Here is a 17,700-nt window from a genome sequence, read left to right as displayed (position 1 = left end):
CCACCGGCTATACTGGTGGTAGGAAAACAAGCTTTAGTTTCAAGCAAAAAGCTCTATGTCAAATATTTGATAGACTGCTTATTTGGAGTATATTTTTTTATCATCATAATATCCATGCTTGGACCTGGGTATTCTAATTACAAAAAAACCACCGGCTTATGAACTGACCCCAAAAGTTGGACTAATAAACCAACTTGAGGAGGTCAGTTCATTATGGGGTTACCACATAAGCCGGTGGTTATGATTATTAGATAAATTGCAATAGTATTTTTATTTTACAAAGGTCTTAATAAATGTCAATACTATAGGTTGGTAGATTATATCAACTAAGAAAGCTCCCACAATAGGAACTATCATCATAGCCTTTCTACTCATTCCATATTCTTCGTTGATTGCTGTCATGTTTACTATAGCAGATGGTGTAGCACCAAGTCCATGACCACAAAGTCCGGCACACATAACAGCGGCATCATAATTCTTTCCAAGAACTCTAAATACAAAGAAGTAAGCGTAAATTAACATGAAGATGACTTGACAAATTAGGACTACGAGAACGCCACCCATTAAGTCTTGAAGTTCCCAAAGTTTTAATGTCATAAGTGCAAGTGCAAGGTAAAGGTTAAGCATTACATCGCCTATACCGTCAACTAGGTTGCCGTTAAATTTATAGAAGTGAGCTTTTTCATTTACATTTCTAAGTATAACTGCTATAAACATAGCACCTACATAATCTGGGAAGTCCATATCAATTAATTTACCAATTTGTTTTGAAACAAGAGTACCTAATGCCATACATATAATAATTGCTGCAACATTTTTTATAATATCTAAGTTTGTTAGTTCTACTTTATCTTCTTTAAATAAATTGTCAAGTGCTGATGAATCAAAATTATCATCAATAGGTTTTAAGTCGTTTTTAAATATTAACCTTCTACCAAGGGGACCACCAATAACTACGCCAAATATAAGTCCAAAAGTTGCTGCTGCGGCACCAACTACTGGAGCTTGTTCATAACCCATTTTTGCAAAGGTTGAACCGTAACTCATTGCAGCGCCATGACCACCAATCATTGAAATTGAAGATGCAAGCATTCCATAAGCAGATTCAAGACCAATTGCTTTCGAAACTCCAATTCCAATTGTATTTTGAACAAGTGAACAAAAACCACAAACTAGCCAATAGATAATTAATAATTTACCGCCTGATTTTAAAATTTTTAAATTTGCACCAAGTCCAACTGTTGTAAAGAAAGCCAACATAAATGTAGATTGAAATATATTTTCATAGACAAAGTTAAAAGTATTTGTCTTATAACCAATAAAAGTTATAAACATGAATATAAATCCACCAACTACTGGTGCAGGGATACAATATTTTCTCAAAAATTTAGATCTATTCTTTACTCCATAGCCAACTAATAAAACTATAACTGCTAGGGCTAGAGTTAAAATAGAATCCAAGTTAATTGTTAAGATGCCATTTTCTCTTACAAATTCCATAAATTCCTCCTTATTATCCTTATTGCAATTTTTATCTATATAAATCATAACAAATATTAGCTTTTTACTCAAATATATAGATGAAAGCATGTGTTTAAATTTATAAAGTTTTACAAATAGTAGAAAAAATAGGATTAAGTCCAAATAAATATTTGGCAGTAAATATTTATTTAAAAAATTATAATAATTTTATATAAAAATTATTCCTAAAATTTATTAAAATTAAAGTAAATGATAATTAATTTCAAAATATGGAGGAAATGAAATGAGTAAAGTAAATGTAATATATTGGTCAGGAACTGGACACACAGAAAAAATGGCTGAAGCGGTAGTAAGAGGAGCAGAAAAAGAGGGCGCAGAAGTAAAATTAATTCAAGTTGCTTCTGCAACAGAAGATGATGTAAAAGGTGTAGATAGAATTGCTTTTGGATGTCCTGCAATGGGAGCAGAAGAGCTTGAAGAAACAGAAATGAGACCTTTTATGGATAAAGTAAATTCACTTCTAGCAGGAAAGAATGTTGCTTTATTTGGATCTTATGAATGGGCTGATGGTGAATGGATGAAATTATGGCAAGAAGAAGTTGAAAATACTGGAGCAAAATTAGTTGATGATGGTCTAATTGCTTATGATGATCCAAATGAAGAAGCAATAGAAGATTGTGAATCTCTAGGAAAAGAACTTGCAAGATCATGACTTACAATTCTATATTCATTGAATTTTTAAGCCAAATTAAAAATTTTAAAGATTTTGAATATTTACTTGCCCTTATTAAATCAACAGTTGCCCCAACTTTAAAAGATTTAAAATTGGGGACAATGATGAATTTAAGAAATGGGAAGAGATTATTGAAAGATACTTGGTTAAAAAATAAATTTATTATAAAAGATTCTCTTAATATTGATTTTTGCGAGCTAAATGAAGGGGAAGATTTTATATTAGTTTATTTTTTTAAAAGAAGTATGCTCATGAAAAGACTTTCTCAAAAGAAAATTTTGGAGTTTTTAAATTCAATGGGTTATGAAAATTGTAAGTCTATAGATGACTATTTAAGTCACTTGAAAAGTAAATTTGTGAATTTTTGTCCAGATGAGATTGGAATATTTCTTGGTTATCCTTTAAATGATGTAATTGATTTTAAGGACAGAGATAAAAAAGTTTGCAAGTGCACAGGTTATTGGAAGTGCTTTAATGATGAGAAGAGCTCAAAAAAAGCCTTTGAAAAGTTTGATGAGATAAAGATTGTTGAAATGAAAAGTATATTGGAAAGTTTTTAGACTGCTGAATTTTTGGCAGTCTTTTTTAGAATTCACTAGATTATTTTATTATTATAAGGTAAAATAGTAAGAACATTTAATTTATTAGAGTAATAAAGGGAAATATACTTAGTATTTACAAGGAATTTATTTTCAATTAAAATTTTATGATTATTATAGAGGTACTATGAAAAAATTAATTTTTAAGTTTTTAGAAAAAGAAGATATTGATGAAATTTATGAGCTTACATCGGAAGTGTATGAAGGCATTGAGAACAAAGAAATTTTTTCTCACGATAGCAAAGAAGATTTGGAGCATTTGATTGACAAGGGTGGTGCTTTCATAGGTGTATATGATGATGACAAACTTGTAGCTTATAGAAGTATAAAGGTGCCAGGTGATGAAGAAAATTTGGCATACGATGTAGATTTTTATGTCGATCCAGACAGAGTTATTATAAATGACACAGTTGTAGTTTTAAAAGATTATAGAGGAAGAAATCTACAAAATATTACTAGGCAAAAGTTGGAAGAGAAATATGAGGGTTCAAAATTTGCTCACAAGATGTCAACTATTTCTCCAAAAAACCACCGCTCCTATAAAAATACCTTAGATTCTGGCTATATGTTAGTTGCACTTAAAAAGAAGTATCCTGATGAATTTTCAAAAGAGGGTTATGACAGGTTTATTCTCTTAAAATCAGATGAAATTGATTTTGATTTTACTGGAGAAGAAATCACAATCCATGCAAGTGAAATAGATAAGTTAAAAGATGCTTTTGATTCAAATTATTATGGAGTTGCTGTGGACGATGATGGCAATATTTTATTTAAAGAGGCAAAAGTAAAATAATTTATTTAATGAAATCATTAAATGTATAAATTGTTAATATTATAAAACATAGGGTATAACTTAAATAAGATAATAGTTTACAAGTATTTTATATAAAATAAGAGGAGGAATTATTTTGGATAAAGGATACAATTTTTTTGAAGAGTATATGAATTCACAAAAGAAGATGATGGACATGTGGCAAGACTATGCAAAGTCTTTTGGCGGCAATAACTTTAATCCTTTTAATGCTGAATATATTTCTAGTATGAATAGGATTTTTGGCGACTTAGGAACTGCAGACTTTTTTAATTTCCACGGAACTCCTAGCGAAGTTGCAAAGAAAATAAAGGATACTTCTAAGTTATATTACAGCATTTATGAACTTTATAAAAATATTTATGATGAAAATATTGAGCCTACTAAGGAAAATATTGAAAGAATAATGAAAGAATATAAGGAAGGCTCACTTCAGTACATCAATAATTATCTCTTCCCATATATTCCTGTAGACCTTCAAAATTTAATCAAACAGTGCATGGGTGCTGCTGAAAGCTATAGAGATATGCTTGTAACTATTTATGGTCCTTGGATGGACAATTCTTCTGATTTAATGGATGATATAATGAAGGGAATTTTTGAAGACCCTAAAGCATTCCAAGATTTTTTCAAACTTTGGAAGAAAAATTATGGAGAAACTTTTGGAAAGATGCTAAACTCTCCACAATTTGGAATTGACAGAAATACTTATGAAATGCAAATGAAGACTATAGACAAGCTTATTACCTTTATTGGAAATTATTCTGAGCTAAGTATAATGCTTTCTAATTTAATCAATGAATCAACAGAAGATGTCATAAAGAAATCCTTTGAGTTAATCAAAAAAGGAGAAGCTCCAAAGACTTTTGAAGAATTTTACAATTTTTGGAAAAACCAAACTTCTAATGAATTTGACAAATTATTCTACTCTGACGAATTTTCTAAATTTTTAGGAAACTTTGTCGATTCGCTAATGCTTCTTAAAATCGACTTAGATAGGGTAGTGGAAGACTCACTAAAATGGTTCCCAATACCAACTAACTCTGATATGGACTCACTTTATAAGACTGTTTATGAACTTAAAAAAGAAGTTAGAGAACTTAAGAGATATATTAGAGACAAGGAATATCAAGAAGATAATAAGGACAATAAATAAGTAGGAGGTTATTAATTTGAAAAATATGTTTGGAATAGATTATGTTAAGTCAATGTCCGATATGGTAGATTCTTACGAAAAACTTATTAAAGGTGTAGATACACTTATGAATGTTGACTACAGTGGCTATGATGCAACTCCAAAAGAGCTTATTTTTGAAGAAGACAAGATGAAGTTATTCCACTATGAGCCAAAGGTAAAGGATCCAAATAAAATTCCAACTCTAATTGTATATGCTCTTGTAAATAAGCAATACATGATGGACTTGCAAGAAGATAGATCTCTTATAAAAAATTTATTAGAAGGTGGACAAGATATTTATATCATTGATTGGGGTTACCCAACTATGGATGACAAGTACCTTGGACTTGAAGACTACATCAATGGATATATAGATGATAGTGTTGAAATTATTAGAAGAAAACACAATATTGATAAAATTAATCTTATTGGAATTTGTCAAGGGGGGACATTCTCTTTCATTTACACTGCAACTCATGGGGATAAGGTAAATGCACTTGTTTCACTTGTAACTCCAATTGATTTTTCTACTGATGATGGACTTTTATTCAAATGGGGACCTTATCTAAATCCAGAAAACATGGTTAAGGCTTTTGGAAATGTGCCAGGAGAATTTATGAATGCAGGTTTTGTATTCTTAAAGCCAATTGATTTAATGATGGACAAATATGTAGGCGTAATTGATTCACTTGATGATGCAAATAAACTTGCAAACTTCCTTCGCATGGAGCACTGGATTTTCGATTCACCTGACCAAGTTGGAAGAGCTTACAAAGAGTTCCAAGAAGAAATGTATCATAAAAATAATTTAATTAAGGGAGAATTTTATCTAGATGGCGAAAGAGTTGACCTTAAAAATGTAAAATGTCCTGTGCTTGCAATTTTAGGTACAAAGGACAACCAAGTTCCACCAAATGCAACTAGGCCTATTCCTAAGGCTGTTGGCTCAGAGGATGTAGAGCTTGTTGAAGTTGAAACTGGTCACATTGGATTATTTGTGTCTGGCAGAAGCCAAAGAGAAGTTGCACCAAAGATTAATGATTTTTTAACAAATAAATCTAAATAAAAAAATTACCGAGCATAATTTTATTTGTGCTCGGTTTTTTATGTCATTTTTTATTTTAAAAGCCTAAAAGATTTTATTCAAAAAAGAATTTTTACTAAGAAATAATTTTGGGTTCTCCAATATTTAAGGAATAATAATAAATTTTTGCCGCATCTTCAACATATTCTGCAGATAAAAAAGCAGATTCCATGTCCTTGCCACAAGAGACCACTCCATGATTTGCAAGTAGGCAGGAATTTGATTTTTTAAGATAAGGAATAGTTGATTTTGCAAGTTCAAGAGAACCTGAAAGTTCAAAGGGAGCGACTTCAATCTCGCCACCCAAAAAAGGATTCATTTCAATTAAAATTAGTGGAATTTTTTTTCGTGAAACTGCGAAGGCTGTTGCCATAGGAGAGTGAGTGTGGACTATGGCATTGTAAGATGGATAATTTTTGTAAATTTCTCTATGCATCATCCACTCTGAGGAAGGTTTCTTGTCTCCATCTAAAATTTCGCCATCAAAATTTATTTTTACAATGTCATTTTCTGTGATTTCTAAGTAGTCCATGCCACTTGGAGTAATGTAAATCTCATCGCCTTCTCCTCTAAGACTTAAATTTCCACTTGTGCCTGCCACTAATTTTTTATCTAAAAGTTTTTTACCATATTCTACTAAAATTTTTCTGTAATTCATCTCGCACCTCAAATATAATTTATCACATTTAGGATGCAATTGACAATTGATTATGCTGTGTTAGACTAAAGATAAATAAATGGAGAGGTATTATGTTAAAAGAAAAAATTTTTGATAAGTATAAAGAAAGTGCAGACTATATTTTAAAAAGGATAAAAGTAAAACCAGAAATTGCAATTATTTTAGGCACAGGACTTGAAAACCTATTAGATGAAATGGAAGATAAGATTGAAATTTCTTATGGAGATGTACCAAATTTTTTAATTTCAACAACTAATAATAGCCAAGGAAAATTTATTTTTGGAAAATTATCTGGAAAGTATGTTATTTGCATGACTAAAAGATTTCACTACTATGAAGGCTATGATTTTGACGAATTAGCCATGCCAGTCTATGTTTTAAAACTTCTTGGCGTGAAAAATTTAATTCTTACAAATGCAGCAGGTGCTGTAAATTATAATTTTTATCCTGGAGATATTTGTTTAATAAGAGACCATATAAATTTTTCAGGAGTAAGTCCAACTAGGGGAAACAATTTGCCAGAGTTTGGGGACAGATTTTATCCCATTGACAATTTATATGACAAGAAACTTCGTAGCCTTGCCAAAAAAATGTGCTCTTGAAGAGGGAATTGAATTAAAGGAAGGAGTCTACTTTTTCACAGTTGGTCCATTTTTTGAATCGCCATCAGAGATTAGGGCAATAAGAACTTTGGGTGGAGATTTAGTTGGCATGTCAACTATTACAGAAACTTTGACAGCAGGTCACTGTGGCATGAAAGTCCTTGCATTTTCTGTTGCCACAAATTATTCTTCTGACAGAATAGAAAATATGGATGGAAGCGAAGTGGAAGATGTAGCAAGAGAAGTTTCGCCAAAATTAAAAAATTTGATTGTGAAAATAATTGGAGAGTTGGATTAAATGAAAAGACAAGATTATGATATGCCCTTTATGTTAAAATATGAAAATGTAGCTTGGTATGAGGATGGAGAAGTTAGGATTTTAGACAGGAGAGTCTATCCCAAGGAAATACGCTTTGAAATTTGTAAGACTCACAAGGAAGTAGCAAAGGCAATAAAGGATATGGTTACTCAGTCAGCAGGGCCTTATACGGCTGCTGGAATGGGTATGGCACTTGCTGCTTATGAGGCGAGAGATTTAAAGGAAAAAGATTTAATAGGGTTTTTAGAAGATGCTGCCAAGACAATTTCCAATGCGAGACCAACTACATCTACAAGACTTAAAAAAGTAACAGAAGGCTCCATAGAAGCTGCCAAAAGGGCAATGGAAAAGGGAGAAAATGTAATAGAGGCTCTTTTTCAAGAATCAATAAATTCTTTAAACAGAAGATACAGCGCTATGAATGAAGTTGCAAAATATTTATGTGATTTAATTCCAGATGGAGGTAAAGTTCTCACTCAATGTTTTGCAGAGACAATTATAGGAACAATGACTAGGACTTTAAAAGACCAAGGCAAAAATGTGAAATTTTACTGCACCGAAACTAGACCATATTATCAAGGTGCGAGACTCACTGCAACTTGTATAAGTGAAATGGGCTTTGATACAACTGTAATTACAGATAACATGGTCGCTTACACCATGGAAAATATTGGCATAGATTTATTTACATCAGCAACAGACACTATAACTTTAGATGGTCATGTGGCAAATAAGGTTGGCACTCATCAAATTGCTCTTGTTGCTCGCGAATTTAAGGTTCCTTATTATGTAACGGGAATGCCAGATGGAGAAAAGAAAGGTAAAGATGATATAGTAATTGAACTTCGCGACCCTTCGCTTGTCTTGGGAGACCACACAGCAAAAGGAGTAAAAGCAATTTATCCATCCTTTGACATAACTCCACCAGAACTTATAAAAGGTTTTGTGACAGATAAGGGGATTTATAAGCCAAGTGAGCTTAAAAAATATTTAGAGACAGATTATAAAAGTTATTATTAATTTGTAAGTAAAAAATTTCAATATAAGTAAAAAGGAGAGAAGTTCATAAAAACAACTCTCCTTATATTTTTATTAAATTTTAAAAAAGTGTTACAAAAATAAAATTAATTATAAACCAAATCATCTTAAATAGAAGTTCAAAAAGCGTAAATGCAATGGCATACCAGCCTATGAAATTAATCTTTGACCTTCCAATAAATTCTCTCTTGTAAAGAGTGATTGCAATTAGTAGAGATAAGATAACTAAAATTAAAGTTGCAAGGGGCATTGCTGTTAGTGCTTGCAGCATATTGTATTTGAAAAATCCACCAAAGGGACTAATCAAAAATCCAACAGATAAAAATAATTTACATATAATCCAGTTAATAAGTGCAAATTTTTTCACTTCTGGATAAGAGCTGTCAATATCATCTCTATCAGTTGCAATATTAAGGGGAACATAAAATTCAAAATAATCAAATAAAAGCTTTAGTGCCAAGAATACAATTAAAATAAATTTAAAAGAGCCACTGCCAATTAATAGGGTTAGAGCACTTAAAACTGTACCAATAGCAATTACAATTTTACTTTCCTTTGAGCCAAATTCGCCAATGTAATCTGAAACTTTAGTGGTAATTTTGCTTAAATATTGTAAAATTTTGTCAAGACCATCCATAGATGTCTTGGAAATTTTTTCTTCGACATTATTAATTTTATTTGAAAATTCTTTTTCCACTTTTGAATCAACTGAAGTTATCTCTTTGACCGGCTTTTCACCCTTTTCTTTAAAAGAAAATAAGTCTTTTAAATTTTTAGATTTCTTATTATCCTTTATTTTTTGACTTTCTTTAGTTGTTTGAGTTTTATTTTCTTTTGTTTCTTTATATTTTGTATCTTTATCTAAAGAAGCCTTGGAATCTTTTTTTTCTTCAGAAACTTTTTTAGTATCAGGACTTTTATCCTTTGAAGTCATGTCAATTTTAGGGGCTTCATCATCTGAATTTAAACTTTTTTTCTCAGAAGTTTTACTTTTTTCAACTTCTTTTTTACATTCTTCAGCTTTCTTTTTTGTTGCTTCTTTTCTTTTAATTTCCTCGGATTTTTTTATGGCATTTTCAATATCAATCTTTGGAGTTGAAAGAGTATTTTCAAAAGGTTTTTCTGAATTTTCTAGGGATTTACTTATTTCTAAATTTCTCGTGTCTTCTTTTTTCTTAGTATCGTCCCTTATTGTAGAAAAAATAGAAAATTCATCATCATCTTCATTTATAAAGTTTTTCCACTTGTCTTTTAAAGAAAATTTTTTAGAACTTCTATCTTCAAAAGAAGATGATGTATTAGGAGAATCTAAATTCATACTTTCATAAGAATTTGAAGAAGCATTTTTAGAATTTTCCTTGAAATTTGATTTTTTTAGCTCTTCTTGAACTCGTCTGACAAGTTCTTTTTGACTAATGCCAGAGTCAGATTTAATTTCTTTGTTTGCGTCTAAAAATTCTTTATCTGCTTTTTTGGTATCAATAACTTCATGACTTTTATCAGAACCTTTAGATTTATTATTTATTTCTATATCCTTTAAAGGTGATTTTGTTTTCTTTTCCTTTTCAGGTTGTTTTTTTGGGACATTGCCCTTTTCGTAGTCTTCAATATTTTTGGAAATTTTTCTGTCTACTTCTGCAATGATATTTTTGAGTTCATCGGTAGTGTCTATGCCGTCAAGTGATTTAGGATTAAAGACTCTAGTATGCTCAGAAATTTTTTCAACTTTGTTAGTATTTTCTTTTTTGCTCAGGTCATTTGATGAAAAACTTACTTTTACATCTTTTAAATTGTAACCACAGTGAGCACAAAAGTTGTCATCTTTAGAGACAGGATTCCCACATTTTGGACAAAACAATGTAGCACCTTCTTTCATTATTTCTTCTAAAATATTATAACATATTTTTATTGGTGGACAAATCTTTTATATAGTAAATAAAAGACTTAAAAAAGTTATCTTTATTAAAAAATATTACTATTTATAATAAATTTATGTAAAAAAAGAAGCCTCGAAAGGCTTCCTTTAAAAAGTTAAGCTAAATTATTTTGCTTGTTCTTCAGTAGCTGCATTAGCTTCTGCATCAGCTTCAGCTTTTTCTTGTTCAGCGTTCATAGCTGCGTTAGCTTCTGCTTCTTTAGCTTCAGCTTCAACTTTAGCTTGGTTAGCATTTGCTTGTGCTTTGTTAGCTTCAGCTTGTTCTTCTACTGCATTGTTTTTAGCGTTAGCAGCTTCTTCAGCTTTTTTGTTAGCGCCTTGGCATGCTACCATACCTAGCATTAATACAGAGATCATTCCAACACTTGCTATTTTCTTTAAATTTTTCATTTTAATAAATCCTCCTATTTGAAACACATTGTTTCTTTGATTTGTTTACATAATATACTTGCCATGTGAAAATTATGTGAAGATGATGTTAAAGATTTTGGAAATAAGAAAATAAAAGAATTATAAAAATTTTAAAACTAATTTAATAAAATATTTTTTCATGTATAATTATTTTAGGTGAGAAAATGTACAAAGCATTATATAGAAAATACAGACCAAAAACTTTTGATGAAATTTGTGGTCAAGAAGCAGTTACAGCTTCTTTAAAAAATCAAGTGAAAAATAATGAAATAAGTCACGCATATATATTTCAAGGAACAAGGGGAACAGGAAAGACGTCTGCAGCAAAAATTTTATCTCGTGCTGTTAATTGTCTTCATCCAGTTGATGGGAATCCATGTAACGAATGTGAAAACTGCAAACAAATTTTAAATGAATCAGTTTTAGACGTAGTTGAAATGGATGCGGCTAGTAACAACGGTGTGGACGATATAAGAGAATTAAAGGAAAAAGTAATTTATCCCCCTCAATCATTAAAATACAAAGTCTACATAATTGACGAAGTTCATATGCTCTCTAAGGGGGCTTTTAATGCACTTTTAAAAATTTTGGAAGAGCCGCCAAGACATTTAATTTTTATACTTGCAACTACTGAAATACAAAAAATTCCTACAACAATTCTTTCAAGGTCTCAAAAATATAATTTTAAGAGAATTTCCATTGATGAAATAAAAGAGAATTTGAAAAGAGTAACTGAACTTGAAGGAAAATCTTGCGATGATGAAGTTTTTACACTTATAAGCAAATCAGCTGATGGAGCAATGAGAGATGCACTTTCAGTTTTAGATCAGCTTCTTACTAAAAATAAAGAACACATAAATATAGATGACGCAATGGAAGTCCTTGGTATTTCTTCTTCAGAGCTTTTATTTTCACTTTCAAAAGCTCTTGTAGAAAAAAATACGAGCCAGACACTTTTCACAATAGATGAGATTTACAAAGAGGGTGTGGACTTTAATACTCTTTCTTCACAAATTTTAAGCCACTTTAGAGACCTCTTGCTCGTGAAAACTATGGAAGAAGCTCAAAAGATTATTTACACTTCTCATTTAAGTGAATTTCAAGAAATTGCTGGAAGAGTAAATTTGGAAGACCTTTTGATTATCATTGATATTTTAAAAAATCTTTCTGTAGAAATAAAATATGCAGACAATAAACGTGTTGTCTTTGAGATGAATGCAATAAAAATTTGTAACAGAGTTCTAAAAGATGATTTGATTTTAAGGGTCAAGGCTTTGGAAGATAAGGTAAGTAATTTATCAAATAATAATTATCTACAAAATAATTTTAGGGATAACGAAACTATAACAAGTCAAAATAATTTTAATAATATAAAAAGTAAGAGCAAAGAAATTACAAATCAAAAAGAAAATAGTTATGAAGAAAAGCCTGATGAAAAAGGCAATGAGTCAATTGAAAAATCAAATCAATCTGCTATAATAAAGAATAATGGTGAGGTTAATGAAAAAGGAGATACTTCACTTTCTCTTGAAAAAATAAAAAGTGATTGGCAAAAAATTGTAAATGAACTAAAATCACAAAAGTATTCTGGTTTTGGAGGATTTATAGAATTTGCTGAACTAGAAAAATTTCACGATGGAATTTTAGAGATAGTTTTTCAAGAGGAGTATAATTTCTACTATGAATATTGCTCAAATCCTGACAGAAAAAATATTTTGCCTGATTTATTAAAAAATATTTACAGCAGAGATATTGATGTAAGGATAGAATTAAAAAAGAGTGGAATAGATAAGTTAGAAGAAATTTTTGGGAAAAATAATATAGAAGAAATTTAGGAGGAAATATGGCTAGAGGTGGATTTAGTGGCTTCCCTGGTGGAGGCGGAAGAAATAATATGATGAAGCAAATTGAAAAGCTTCAAAAACAAATGGAAGAGATGCAAGAAAATTTAGCAAATGAAGAAATTTCTGCTAGTTCAGGTGGCGGTGCAGTTTGTGCAACTGTAAATGGAAATAAGGAGCTTATTTCTATTAAACTAGATAAAGAAGCTGTTGATCCTGAGGATGTGGAAATGCTTGAGGATTTAATCGTGGCTGCTGTAAATGAAGCTATGAAAAGTGCTGAGAGCAAGATGAGCTCTCAAATGGGTAAGTTTACTGGTGGATTAAATATTCCAGGACTATAAGATGAATAAAGAAATTGGTCCTATTGAAGACTTAATCAAAAAGCTAAATAGACTCCCTGGTATTGGCTCTAAAACAGCTCAAAGGCTTGCCTATCATATCATTGGTCTTGATGAAACTGAGGTTACTAATTTGACTGACGCTATAATTTCTGCAAAGAGAAATACTGTCAAGTGTTCAATTTGCATGAATTATGCTGACAGTGACCCTTGTGAAATTTGCTCAAACAAGGGAAGAGATGATGCTGTCATTTGTGTAGTAGAGATGCCAAAGGATGTAGACGCAATGGAGAGGTCTAACAGTTTTCACGGTAAATACCACGTTCTTCATGGTGTAATTTCGCCATTAAAAGGAAAATCGCCAGAAGATGTAAGTGTAAAAGAATTAATTGAAAGAGTGAAAAAAGATAATATTAAAGAGGTAATTGTTGCAACAAATCCAACTGTGGATGGCGATGCAACTGCCACTTATATAAAAAATGTTTTAGCTGACTTTGATGTGGAAGTTTCTAGAATAGGTTATGGTTTGCCAGTTGGAGGAGATCTCGAGTTTTATGACGAGATTACAATTCAGACTGCCATAGAAAATAGAAGAAGATTAGATTAATTTTGGGACTTGTTCCCAAATTTTTTCTTTTTAGACTTTTGGAAGGGGTAAAATTTTGTCTAACAACAAAAATAATTTTAATAAATATATTCCCACAATTCTCTATGTAATTTTGGCGATAGTAATTTTTTATGTAGTTGCTATTATCCTTGTGCCGAGACTTAATAAGGATACCAACATAAAAGAAATCGACTATGTTTCCTTTGTAAATATGGTAAATAGAGGAGAAGTGAAAAAGGCAGAGGTTAGAGATCGGACTATTGCCTTTGAAGTAGAAAAAGATGGGAAAAATGTTAAATACGAAACTAATAGGATGTATGACCCTAATCTAGTGGATAGATTAGTAAATAAAAATGTGAAATCAGCTCAAGTCTATAAGGCTGAGATGAATCCTGTGCTTTCTTTTATAATTTCAACAGTTGCAACTTTTGCGATTTTTATTGCCTTTTGGTTATTTTTGTCAAAATTTATTTTTAAGAGAATGGGCGATGTAGGTCCAATGAACTTTGGCAAAAGTGGAGCAAAAATTTATGTTGAATCTACTGATGGTATTAAATTTGAAAATGTCGCAGGGCAAGATGAAGCTAAAGAGGCTTTATCAGAACTTGTAGATTTCTTGCACAATCCAAAGAAGTACACAGAAATTGGTGCAAAGCTACCTAAAGGTGCACTTTTAGTAGGTCCTCCAGGTACTGGTAAGACTCTTCTTGCAAAGGCAGTAGCTAGTGAAGCTGAAGTGCCTTTCTTTTCAATTTCTGGCTCAGCCTTCGTTGAAATGTTTGTAGGTCTTGGAGCTGCAAAGGTAAGAGACTTATTTAAGCAAGCAGTTGAAAAAGCTCCATGTATAATTTTTATCGACGAAATTGACACAATCGGAAAGAAGAGAGATGGAGCTGGAATATCAGGCAATGATGAAAGAGAACAAACTTTAAATCAACTTCTTTCTGAAATGGATGGTTTTGATGCTAAGGCAGGGGTTGTAATTCTCGCTGCAACAAATAGACCTGATTCACTTGATCCAGCACTTCTAAGACCAGGAAGATTTGACAGGAGAATTCCTGTGGAACTTCCAGATTTAAGCGGAAGGACAGCAATATTAAAGGTTCACGCAAAAGATATAAAAAAAGAAGATGCTATTGACTTTGAAAAGATTGCTCGTGCAACAGCAGGTGCATCTGGTGCAGATTTAGCTAACATGATAAATGAAGCAGCTCTTCGTGCAGTTCGAGAAGGTAGAGATAAAATGAGTGAAAGAGATTTGGAAGAATCTGTAGAAGTTGTCCTTGCGGGTTATGAAAAGAAAAATGCAGTTATTTCTCAAAAGGAAAAGAGAATTATCGCCTATCATGAAGTTGGTCATGCTCTTGTAGCTGCAAAACAAAAAGATTCTGCACCAGTTCATAAAATTACTATTATTCCAAGAACTTCAGGAGCTCTTGGTTACACTATGCAAGTTGATGAAGAGGAAAAATTCTTAATGTCAAAGGAAGATGCAATAAATAATATTGTAACACTTACAGGAGGAAGGTCAGCAGAAGAACTTATTTTTAATATAAGGACAAGTGGAGCGTCAAATGATATTGAAAAAGCGACAAAAATTGCCAAGGCAATGGTAACGAGATTTGGGATGACAGATGAATTTGGTTTTGTCGCCCTTGAATCAATGACAAATGCTTATCTTGGCGGAGATACTTCATTACAATGTTCACCACAAACTCAATATGAAATTGACGAGGCTGTTCAAAAAATTATTGAGGATGCTCACAATAAGGCAAGGGAAATATTAAAAGAAAATATAAGGGCACTTCATGCCATTGCGGAATATCTTCTCCGCCAAGAGACAATTACTGGCGAAGAATTTATGGATATTTTAAAAGAATATGAAGAAAAGTATGATAAAGATCATGAAAAAGAAATTACAGAAATTAAGGAAGAAAATTAAAATTTTGAGAATATTATCAATATAAAGTTAAGTCAAATTAAATAGAAATTAAGAAAAAGATTTTTCACAAATTAAAGAAAAGTCTTTTTTTTTAGTGAAATTTTGGATTATTATATATAAATAGGGTATAAGGTAATTAAGAAAAAAAGAAAAGGGGAGAAAAAATGATTTTTACAAATGCAGTTGTGTTGTCTGTAATTATTTTGGCGGCACTATGTTTAGCAAAAGTACCTGTGTTTTTTTCGCTTATGATTTCAGCAGTATGCGCAGGACTTATTTCTGGAGTAGGAATTACAGATACGATGGAACTTCTCATAGGAGGAATGGGAAACAATGCAGAAACAGCTCTTAGTTATATTCTTTTAGGATCTCTTGCTTATTGTATGCAGGAAACAGGAGCAGCAGATATAATGGCTAAGAAGATTGGTTCACTTGTTAAGGATAATAAAATTTTGCTCTGTGCAATTATAATTGTTATTGCTATGGCGGCAGAAACAATAATTCCGATTCATATAGCTTTTATACCAATTTTAATACCTCCACTAATTTCTCATATGAATAAGATGAAGATGAATAGAAAAATGCTTTCTGTTTCCTTCGGTTTTGGTTTAAAGGCACCTTATATAGCTATACCTGTTGGGTATGGTGCAATATTCCAAGGATTAATAGTTGATTCATTCAATAGATCAGGACTTTCTATTGTGAGAAAAGATGTTATTGCAACAAATTGGATGGTTGCAGTGATAATGCTTATAGGACTTGTGGCAGGCTTGATATTTTTCTCAAGAGATAGGGAATATGCTCAAAAAGATGTTAAGGAGCAAGATGTGAAAGAGATTCCAAACAAGTTGGAGAAAAAGCACATACTTGTTCTTTTATCAGGAATTATAACTGTTGTAGTTCAAATATTCACTGAATCACTTCCATTAGGAGCCTTGGTAGGTCTAATATTTATAGTAGTTACTAGAGTTATAAAATGGCAAGACATACAAAAAATGCTAGATGGCGGAATAAATATGATGGGCTTTATAGCCTTTGTAATGTTAATTGCAGCAGGATATGCAAATGTACTCATAAAAACTGGAGCAGTTAATGATTTAGTTCAATTTGCAACATCTCTACTTGGAGGATCAAAACTTGTAGCATCTTATGTAATGATCCTATTAGGACTTATGATTACTCTAGGAATTGGAACATCTTTTGGAACAGTTCCAATTATTTCTGCAATTTATGTACCAATAGCAGTTAGCCTTGGATATTCAATTCCAGCAACAATTTTGCTTGTTACAATTGCAGCAGTTTGTGGTGATGCAGGTTCTCCAGCATCAGATACAACTCTTGGACCAACGTCTGGACTTTCAGTAGATGGTCAACATGAACACATAAAGGATACTTGTGTTCCACAATTTATTTTTTATGGAATACCTTTAATTTTAATAGGTGGTTTTGTAACAACCTTAGTTTAAAATAAAAATCAAAAAATAAAAGAGACTTCTGCGGGGTGTACAGAAGTCTCTTTTATTTGTCAAAATATAAGTAAAGTTCGTAAAATAATTATTTCTATTTTACATATTTATTATAACTCTAAGAATGTAAAAGTAAAGAAAAATTTTGTAATGTGAATAGCATTCCACAATACGGTTTAACTATTTTTTTGACAGTCAGGACAGATGCCACGAAGTTCTACTATGTGGTTTGTTACAGTGTAACCTGTTTCTTCTTCAGCAATTTTTTCAAAATCTGATATTGGACAATTTTCTATGGCAGAAATTTTTCCACACTTGTCGCAAACTATGTAATGTCTGTGCCCCATATTTGCAAATTCAAAATAGTATAGCCCATTGTGATACAAGTTTTTCTTTAAAATATTTTTATCAGTAAGTTCATTTAACATTCTATAAAGTGAAGTGAAGCTAGGTAGTGACTTTTTATCTACAGCTTCAAAAATTTCTTCTGTATTCATTGGAACGTGAGACTTGTAAAGTAAATCTAAAAGGGCAAGTCTACCTTTAGTTACTTTTAAATTATTTTTCTTTAATACATCTTCAAAATTTTTCAAAAATTCACCTACTTTCAATCTTATAAGTATTATATCAAA

18 protein-coding genes are annotated in these 17,700 nt (G+C 31.4%); 13 read left to right on the top strand and 5 right to left on the bottom strand.

The features are described from left to right. Positions 1 to 270 precede the first annotated feature (270 nt). A complete protein-coding gene (gene gltS, locus PTSHG_RS02990; RefSeq protein WP_019107411.1) occupies positions 271 to 1,500 on the bottom strand; it encodes a sodium/glutamate symporter in 1,230 nt (409 codons plus the stop codon). Positions 1,501 to 1,765: 265 nt separating this feature from the next. Here gltS and PTSHG_RS02985 point away from each other — a divergent pair, with 265 nt between their 5' ends. The 5 genes from PTSHG_RS02985 to phaC all read left to right on the top strand — a co-directional run bounded on the left by PTSHG_RS02985 (position 1,766) and on the right by phaC (position 5,868). Further along, positions 1,766 to 2,194, top strand: coding sequence for a flavodoxin (locus PTSHG_RS02985; RefSeq protein ID WP_019107410.1), 429 nt, complete (start codon positions 1,766 to 1,768; stop codon positions 2,192 to 2,194). Next, positions 2,191 to 2,775: a DUF3793 family protein gene (locus PTSHG_RS02980; protein ID WP_019107409.1), complete on the top strand. Its 585-nt coding sequence runs from the start codon at positions 2,191 to 2,193 to the stop codon at positions 2,773 to 2,775. Before PTSHG_RS02985 ends, PTSHG_RS02980 begins: the two co-directional genes overlap by 4 nt. 166 nt (positions 2,776 to 2,941) lie before the next feature. After that, entirely contained in the window at positions 2,942 to 3,607 is a 666-nt protein-coding gene (locus PTSHG_RS02975; protein WP_019107408.1) for a GNAT family N-acetyltransferase, read from the top strand. A 115-nt stretch (positions 3,608 to 3,722) separates the two neighbouring features. After that, entirely contained in the window at positions 3,723 to 4,781 is a 1,059-nt protein-coding gene (locus PTSHG_RS02970; RefSeq protein WP_019107407.1) for a poly(R)-hydroxyalkanoic acid synthase subunit PhaE, read from the top strand. Positions 4,782 to 4,797: 16 nt separating this feature from the next. Next, positions 4,798 to 5,868, top strand: coding sequence for a class III poly(R)-hydroxyalkanoic acid synthase subunit PhaC (phaC, locus tag PTSHG_RS02965; RefSeq protein WP_019107406.1), 1,071 nt, complete (start codon positions 4,798 to 4,800; stop codon positions 5,866 to 5,868). Between the two features lie 94 nt (positions 5,869 to 5,962). Here phaC and PTSHG_RS02960 read toward each other — a convergent pair whose 3' ends face one another. Continuing rightward, positions 5,963 to 6,544, bottom strand: a complete 582-nt coding sequence (locus tag PTSHG_RS02960) for a class II aldolase/adducin family protein (RefSeq protein WP_019107405.1) — start codon at positions 6,542 to 6,544, stop codon at positions 5,963 to 5,965. Positions 6,545 to 6,636: 92 nt separating this feature from the next. Here PTSHG_RS02960 and PTSHG_RS10190 point away from each other — a divergent pair, with 92 nt between their 5' ends. The 3 genes from PTSHG_RS10190 to PTSHG_RS02950 are packed head-to-tail and all read left to right on the top strand — an operon-like array spanning position 6,637 to position 8,506. Continuing rightward, positions 6,637 to 7,167 (top strand): purine-nucleoside phosphorylase, encoded by a 531-nt coding sequence (locus tag PTSHG_RS10190; RefSeq protein ID WP_262361375.1) that lies wholly within the window; start codon positions 6,637 to 6,639, stop codon positions 7,165 to 7,167. After that, positions 7,145 to 7,465 carry a phosphorylase family protein gene (locus PTSHG_RS10185; protein WP_262361374.1) on the top strand — a complete coding sequence of 107 codons (321 nt, stop codon included), beginning with the start codon at positions 7,145 to 7,147 and terminating at the stop codon, positions 7,463 to 7,465. Before PTSHG_RS10190 ends, PTSHG_RS10185 begins: the two co-directional genes overlap by 23 nt. Next, entirely contained in the window at positions 7,466 to 8,506 is a 1,041-nt protein-coding gene (locus PTSHG_RS02950; protein ID WP_019107404.1) for a s-methyl-5-thioribose-1-phosphate isomerase, read from the top strand. A 79-nt stretch (positions 8,507 to 8,585) separates the two neighbouring features. Here PTSHG_RS02950 and PTSHG_RS02945 read toward each other — a convergent pair whose 3' ends face one another. Further along, the gene (locus PTSHG_RS02945) at positions 8,586 to 10,400 is read right to left on the bottom strand and encodes a zinc ribbon domain-containing protein (protein WP_019107403.1); all 1,815 of its coding nucleotides are present in this window, start codon (positions 10,398 to 10,400) and stop codon (positions 8,586 to 8,588) included. A 165-nt stretch (positions 10,401 to 10,565) separates the two neighbouring features. Beyond that, entirely contained in the window at positions 10,566 to 10,850 is a 285-nt protein-coding gene (locus PTSHG_RS02940) for a hypothetical protein (protein WP_019107402.1), read from the bottom strand. 185 nt (positions 10,851 to 11,035) lie between these two features. Between PTSHG_RS02940 and dnaX the strand changes: the two genes are divergently transcribed. From dnaX to PTSHG_RS02915, 5 genes are all read left to right on the top strand, one after another. Continuing rightward, on the top strand, positions 11,036 to 12,706 hold the full coding sequence (gene dnaX, locus PTSHG_RS02935) for a DNA polymerase III subunit gamma/tau (RefSeq protein ID WP_019107401.1): 1,671 nt from the start codon (positions 11,036 to 11,038) through the stop codon (positions 12,704 to 12,706). An 8-nt stretch (positions 12,707 to 12,714) separates the two neighbouring features. Continuing rightward, positions 12,715 to 13,056 (top strand): YbaB/EbfC family nucleoid-associated protein, encoded by a 342-nt coding sequence (locus tag PTSHG_RS02930; protein WP_019107400.1) that lies wholly within the window; start codon positions 12,715 to 12,717, stop codon positions 13,054 to 13,056. A gap of 1 nt (position 13,057) precedes the next feature. Further along, positions 13,058 to 13,660, top strand: a complete 603-nt coding sequence (gene recR, locus PTSHG_RS02925; RefSeq protein ID WP_019107399.1) for a recombination mediator RecR — start codon at positions 13,058 to 13,060, stop codon at positions 13,658 to 13,660. Between the two features lie 55 nt (positions 13,661 to 13,715). After that, positions 13,716 to 15,602, top strand: coding sequence for an ATP-dependent zinc metalloprotease FtsH (ftsH, locus tag PTSHG_RS02920; RefSeq protein ID WP_019107398.1), 1,887 nt, complete (start codon positions 13,716 to 13,718; stop codon positions 15,600 to 15,602). Between the two features lie 164 nt (positions 15,603 to 15,766). Beyond that, positions 15,767 to 17,068: a Na+/H+ antiporter NhaC family protein gene (locus PTSHG_RS02915; RefSeq protein ID WP_019107397.1), complete on the top strand. Its 1,302-nt coding sequence runs from the start codon at positions 15,767 to 15,769 to the stop codon at positions 17,066 to 17,068. 176 nt (positions 17,069 to 17,244) lie between these two features. Here PTSHG_RS02915 and PTSHG_RS02910 read toward each other — a convergent pair whose 3' ends face one another. Next, positions 17,245 to 17,661, bottom strand: coding sequence for a Fur family transcriptional regulator (locus tag PTSHG_RS02910; protein ID WP_019107396.1), 417 nt, complete (start codon positions 17,659 to 17,661; stop codon positions 17,245 to 17,247). Between the last annotated feature and the right edge of the window lie 39 nt (positions 17,662 to 17,700).

Origin of the sequence: Peptoniphilus senegalensis JC140 (genome assembly GCF_000321025.1) — a bacterium.
Classification (GTDB): Bacteria; Bacillota; Clostridia; order Tissierellales; family Peptoniphilaceae; genus Peptoniphilus_A; species Peptoniphilus_A senegalensis.
Note: the sequence above shows the minus strand (reverse complement) of the source record. Positions and strands in the feature narration are given on the sequence as shown.

What these genes read in the sequence shown, in the direction of transcription:
- recR (WP_019107399.1), top strand. Translation starts at nt 13,058, where the DNA reads ATGAATAAAGAAATTGGTCCTATTGAAGACTTAATCAAAAAGCTAAAT.
- gltS (WP_019107411.1), bottom strand. Translation starts at nt 1,500, where the DNA reads ATGGAATTTGTAAGAGAAAATGGCATCTTAACAATTAACTTGGATTCT.
- PTSHG_RS02940 (WP_019107402.1), bottom strand. Translation starts at nt 10,850, where the DNA reads ATGAAAAATTTAAAGAAAATAGCAAGTGTTGGAATGATCTCTGTATTA.
- PTSHG_RS02975 (WP_019107408.1), top strand. Translation starts at nt 2,942, where the DNA reads ATGAAAAAATTAATTTTTAAGTTTTTAGAAAAAGAAGATATTGATGAA.
- PTSHG_RS10190 (WP_262361375.1), top strand. Translation starts at nt 6,637, where the DNA reads ATGTTAAAAGAAAAAATTTTTGATAAGTATAAAGAAAGTGCAGACTAT.
- PTSHG_RS02980 (WP_019107409.1), top strand. Translation starts at nt 2,191, where the DNA reads ATGACTTACAATTCTATATTCATTGAATTTTTAAGCCAAATTAAAAAT.
- PTSHG_RS02930 (WP_019107400.1), top strand. Translation starts at nt 12,715, where the DNA reads ATGGCTAGAGGTGGATTTAGTGGCTTCCCTGGTGGAGGCGGAAGAAAT.
- PTSHG_RS02985 (WP_019107410.1), top strand. Translation starts at nt 1,766, where the DNA reads ATGAGTAAAGTAAATGTAATATATTGGTCAGGAACTGGACACACAGAA.
- PTSHG_RS02945 (WP_019107403.1), bottom strand. Translation starts at nt 10,400, where the DNA reads ATGAAAGAAGGTGCTACATTGTTTTGTCCAAAATGTGGGAATCCTGTC.
- dnaX (WP_019107401.1), top strand. Translation starts at nt 11,036, where the DNA reads ATGTACAAAGCATTATATAGAAAATACAGACCAAAAACTTTTGATGAA.
- PTSHG_RS02915 (WP_019107397.1), top strand. Translation starts at nt 15,767, where the DNA reads ATGATTTTTACAAATGCAGTTGTGTTGTCTGTAATTATTTTGGCGGCA.
- PTSHG_RS02960 (WP_019107405.1), bottom strand. Translation starts at nt 6,544, where the DNA reads ATGAATTACAGAAAAATTTTAGTAGAATATGGTAAAAAACTTTTAGAT.
- PTSHG_RS02950 (WP_019107404.1), top strand. Translation starts at nt 7,466, where the DNA reads ATGAAAAGACAAGATTATGATATGCCCTTTATGTTAAAATATGAAAAT.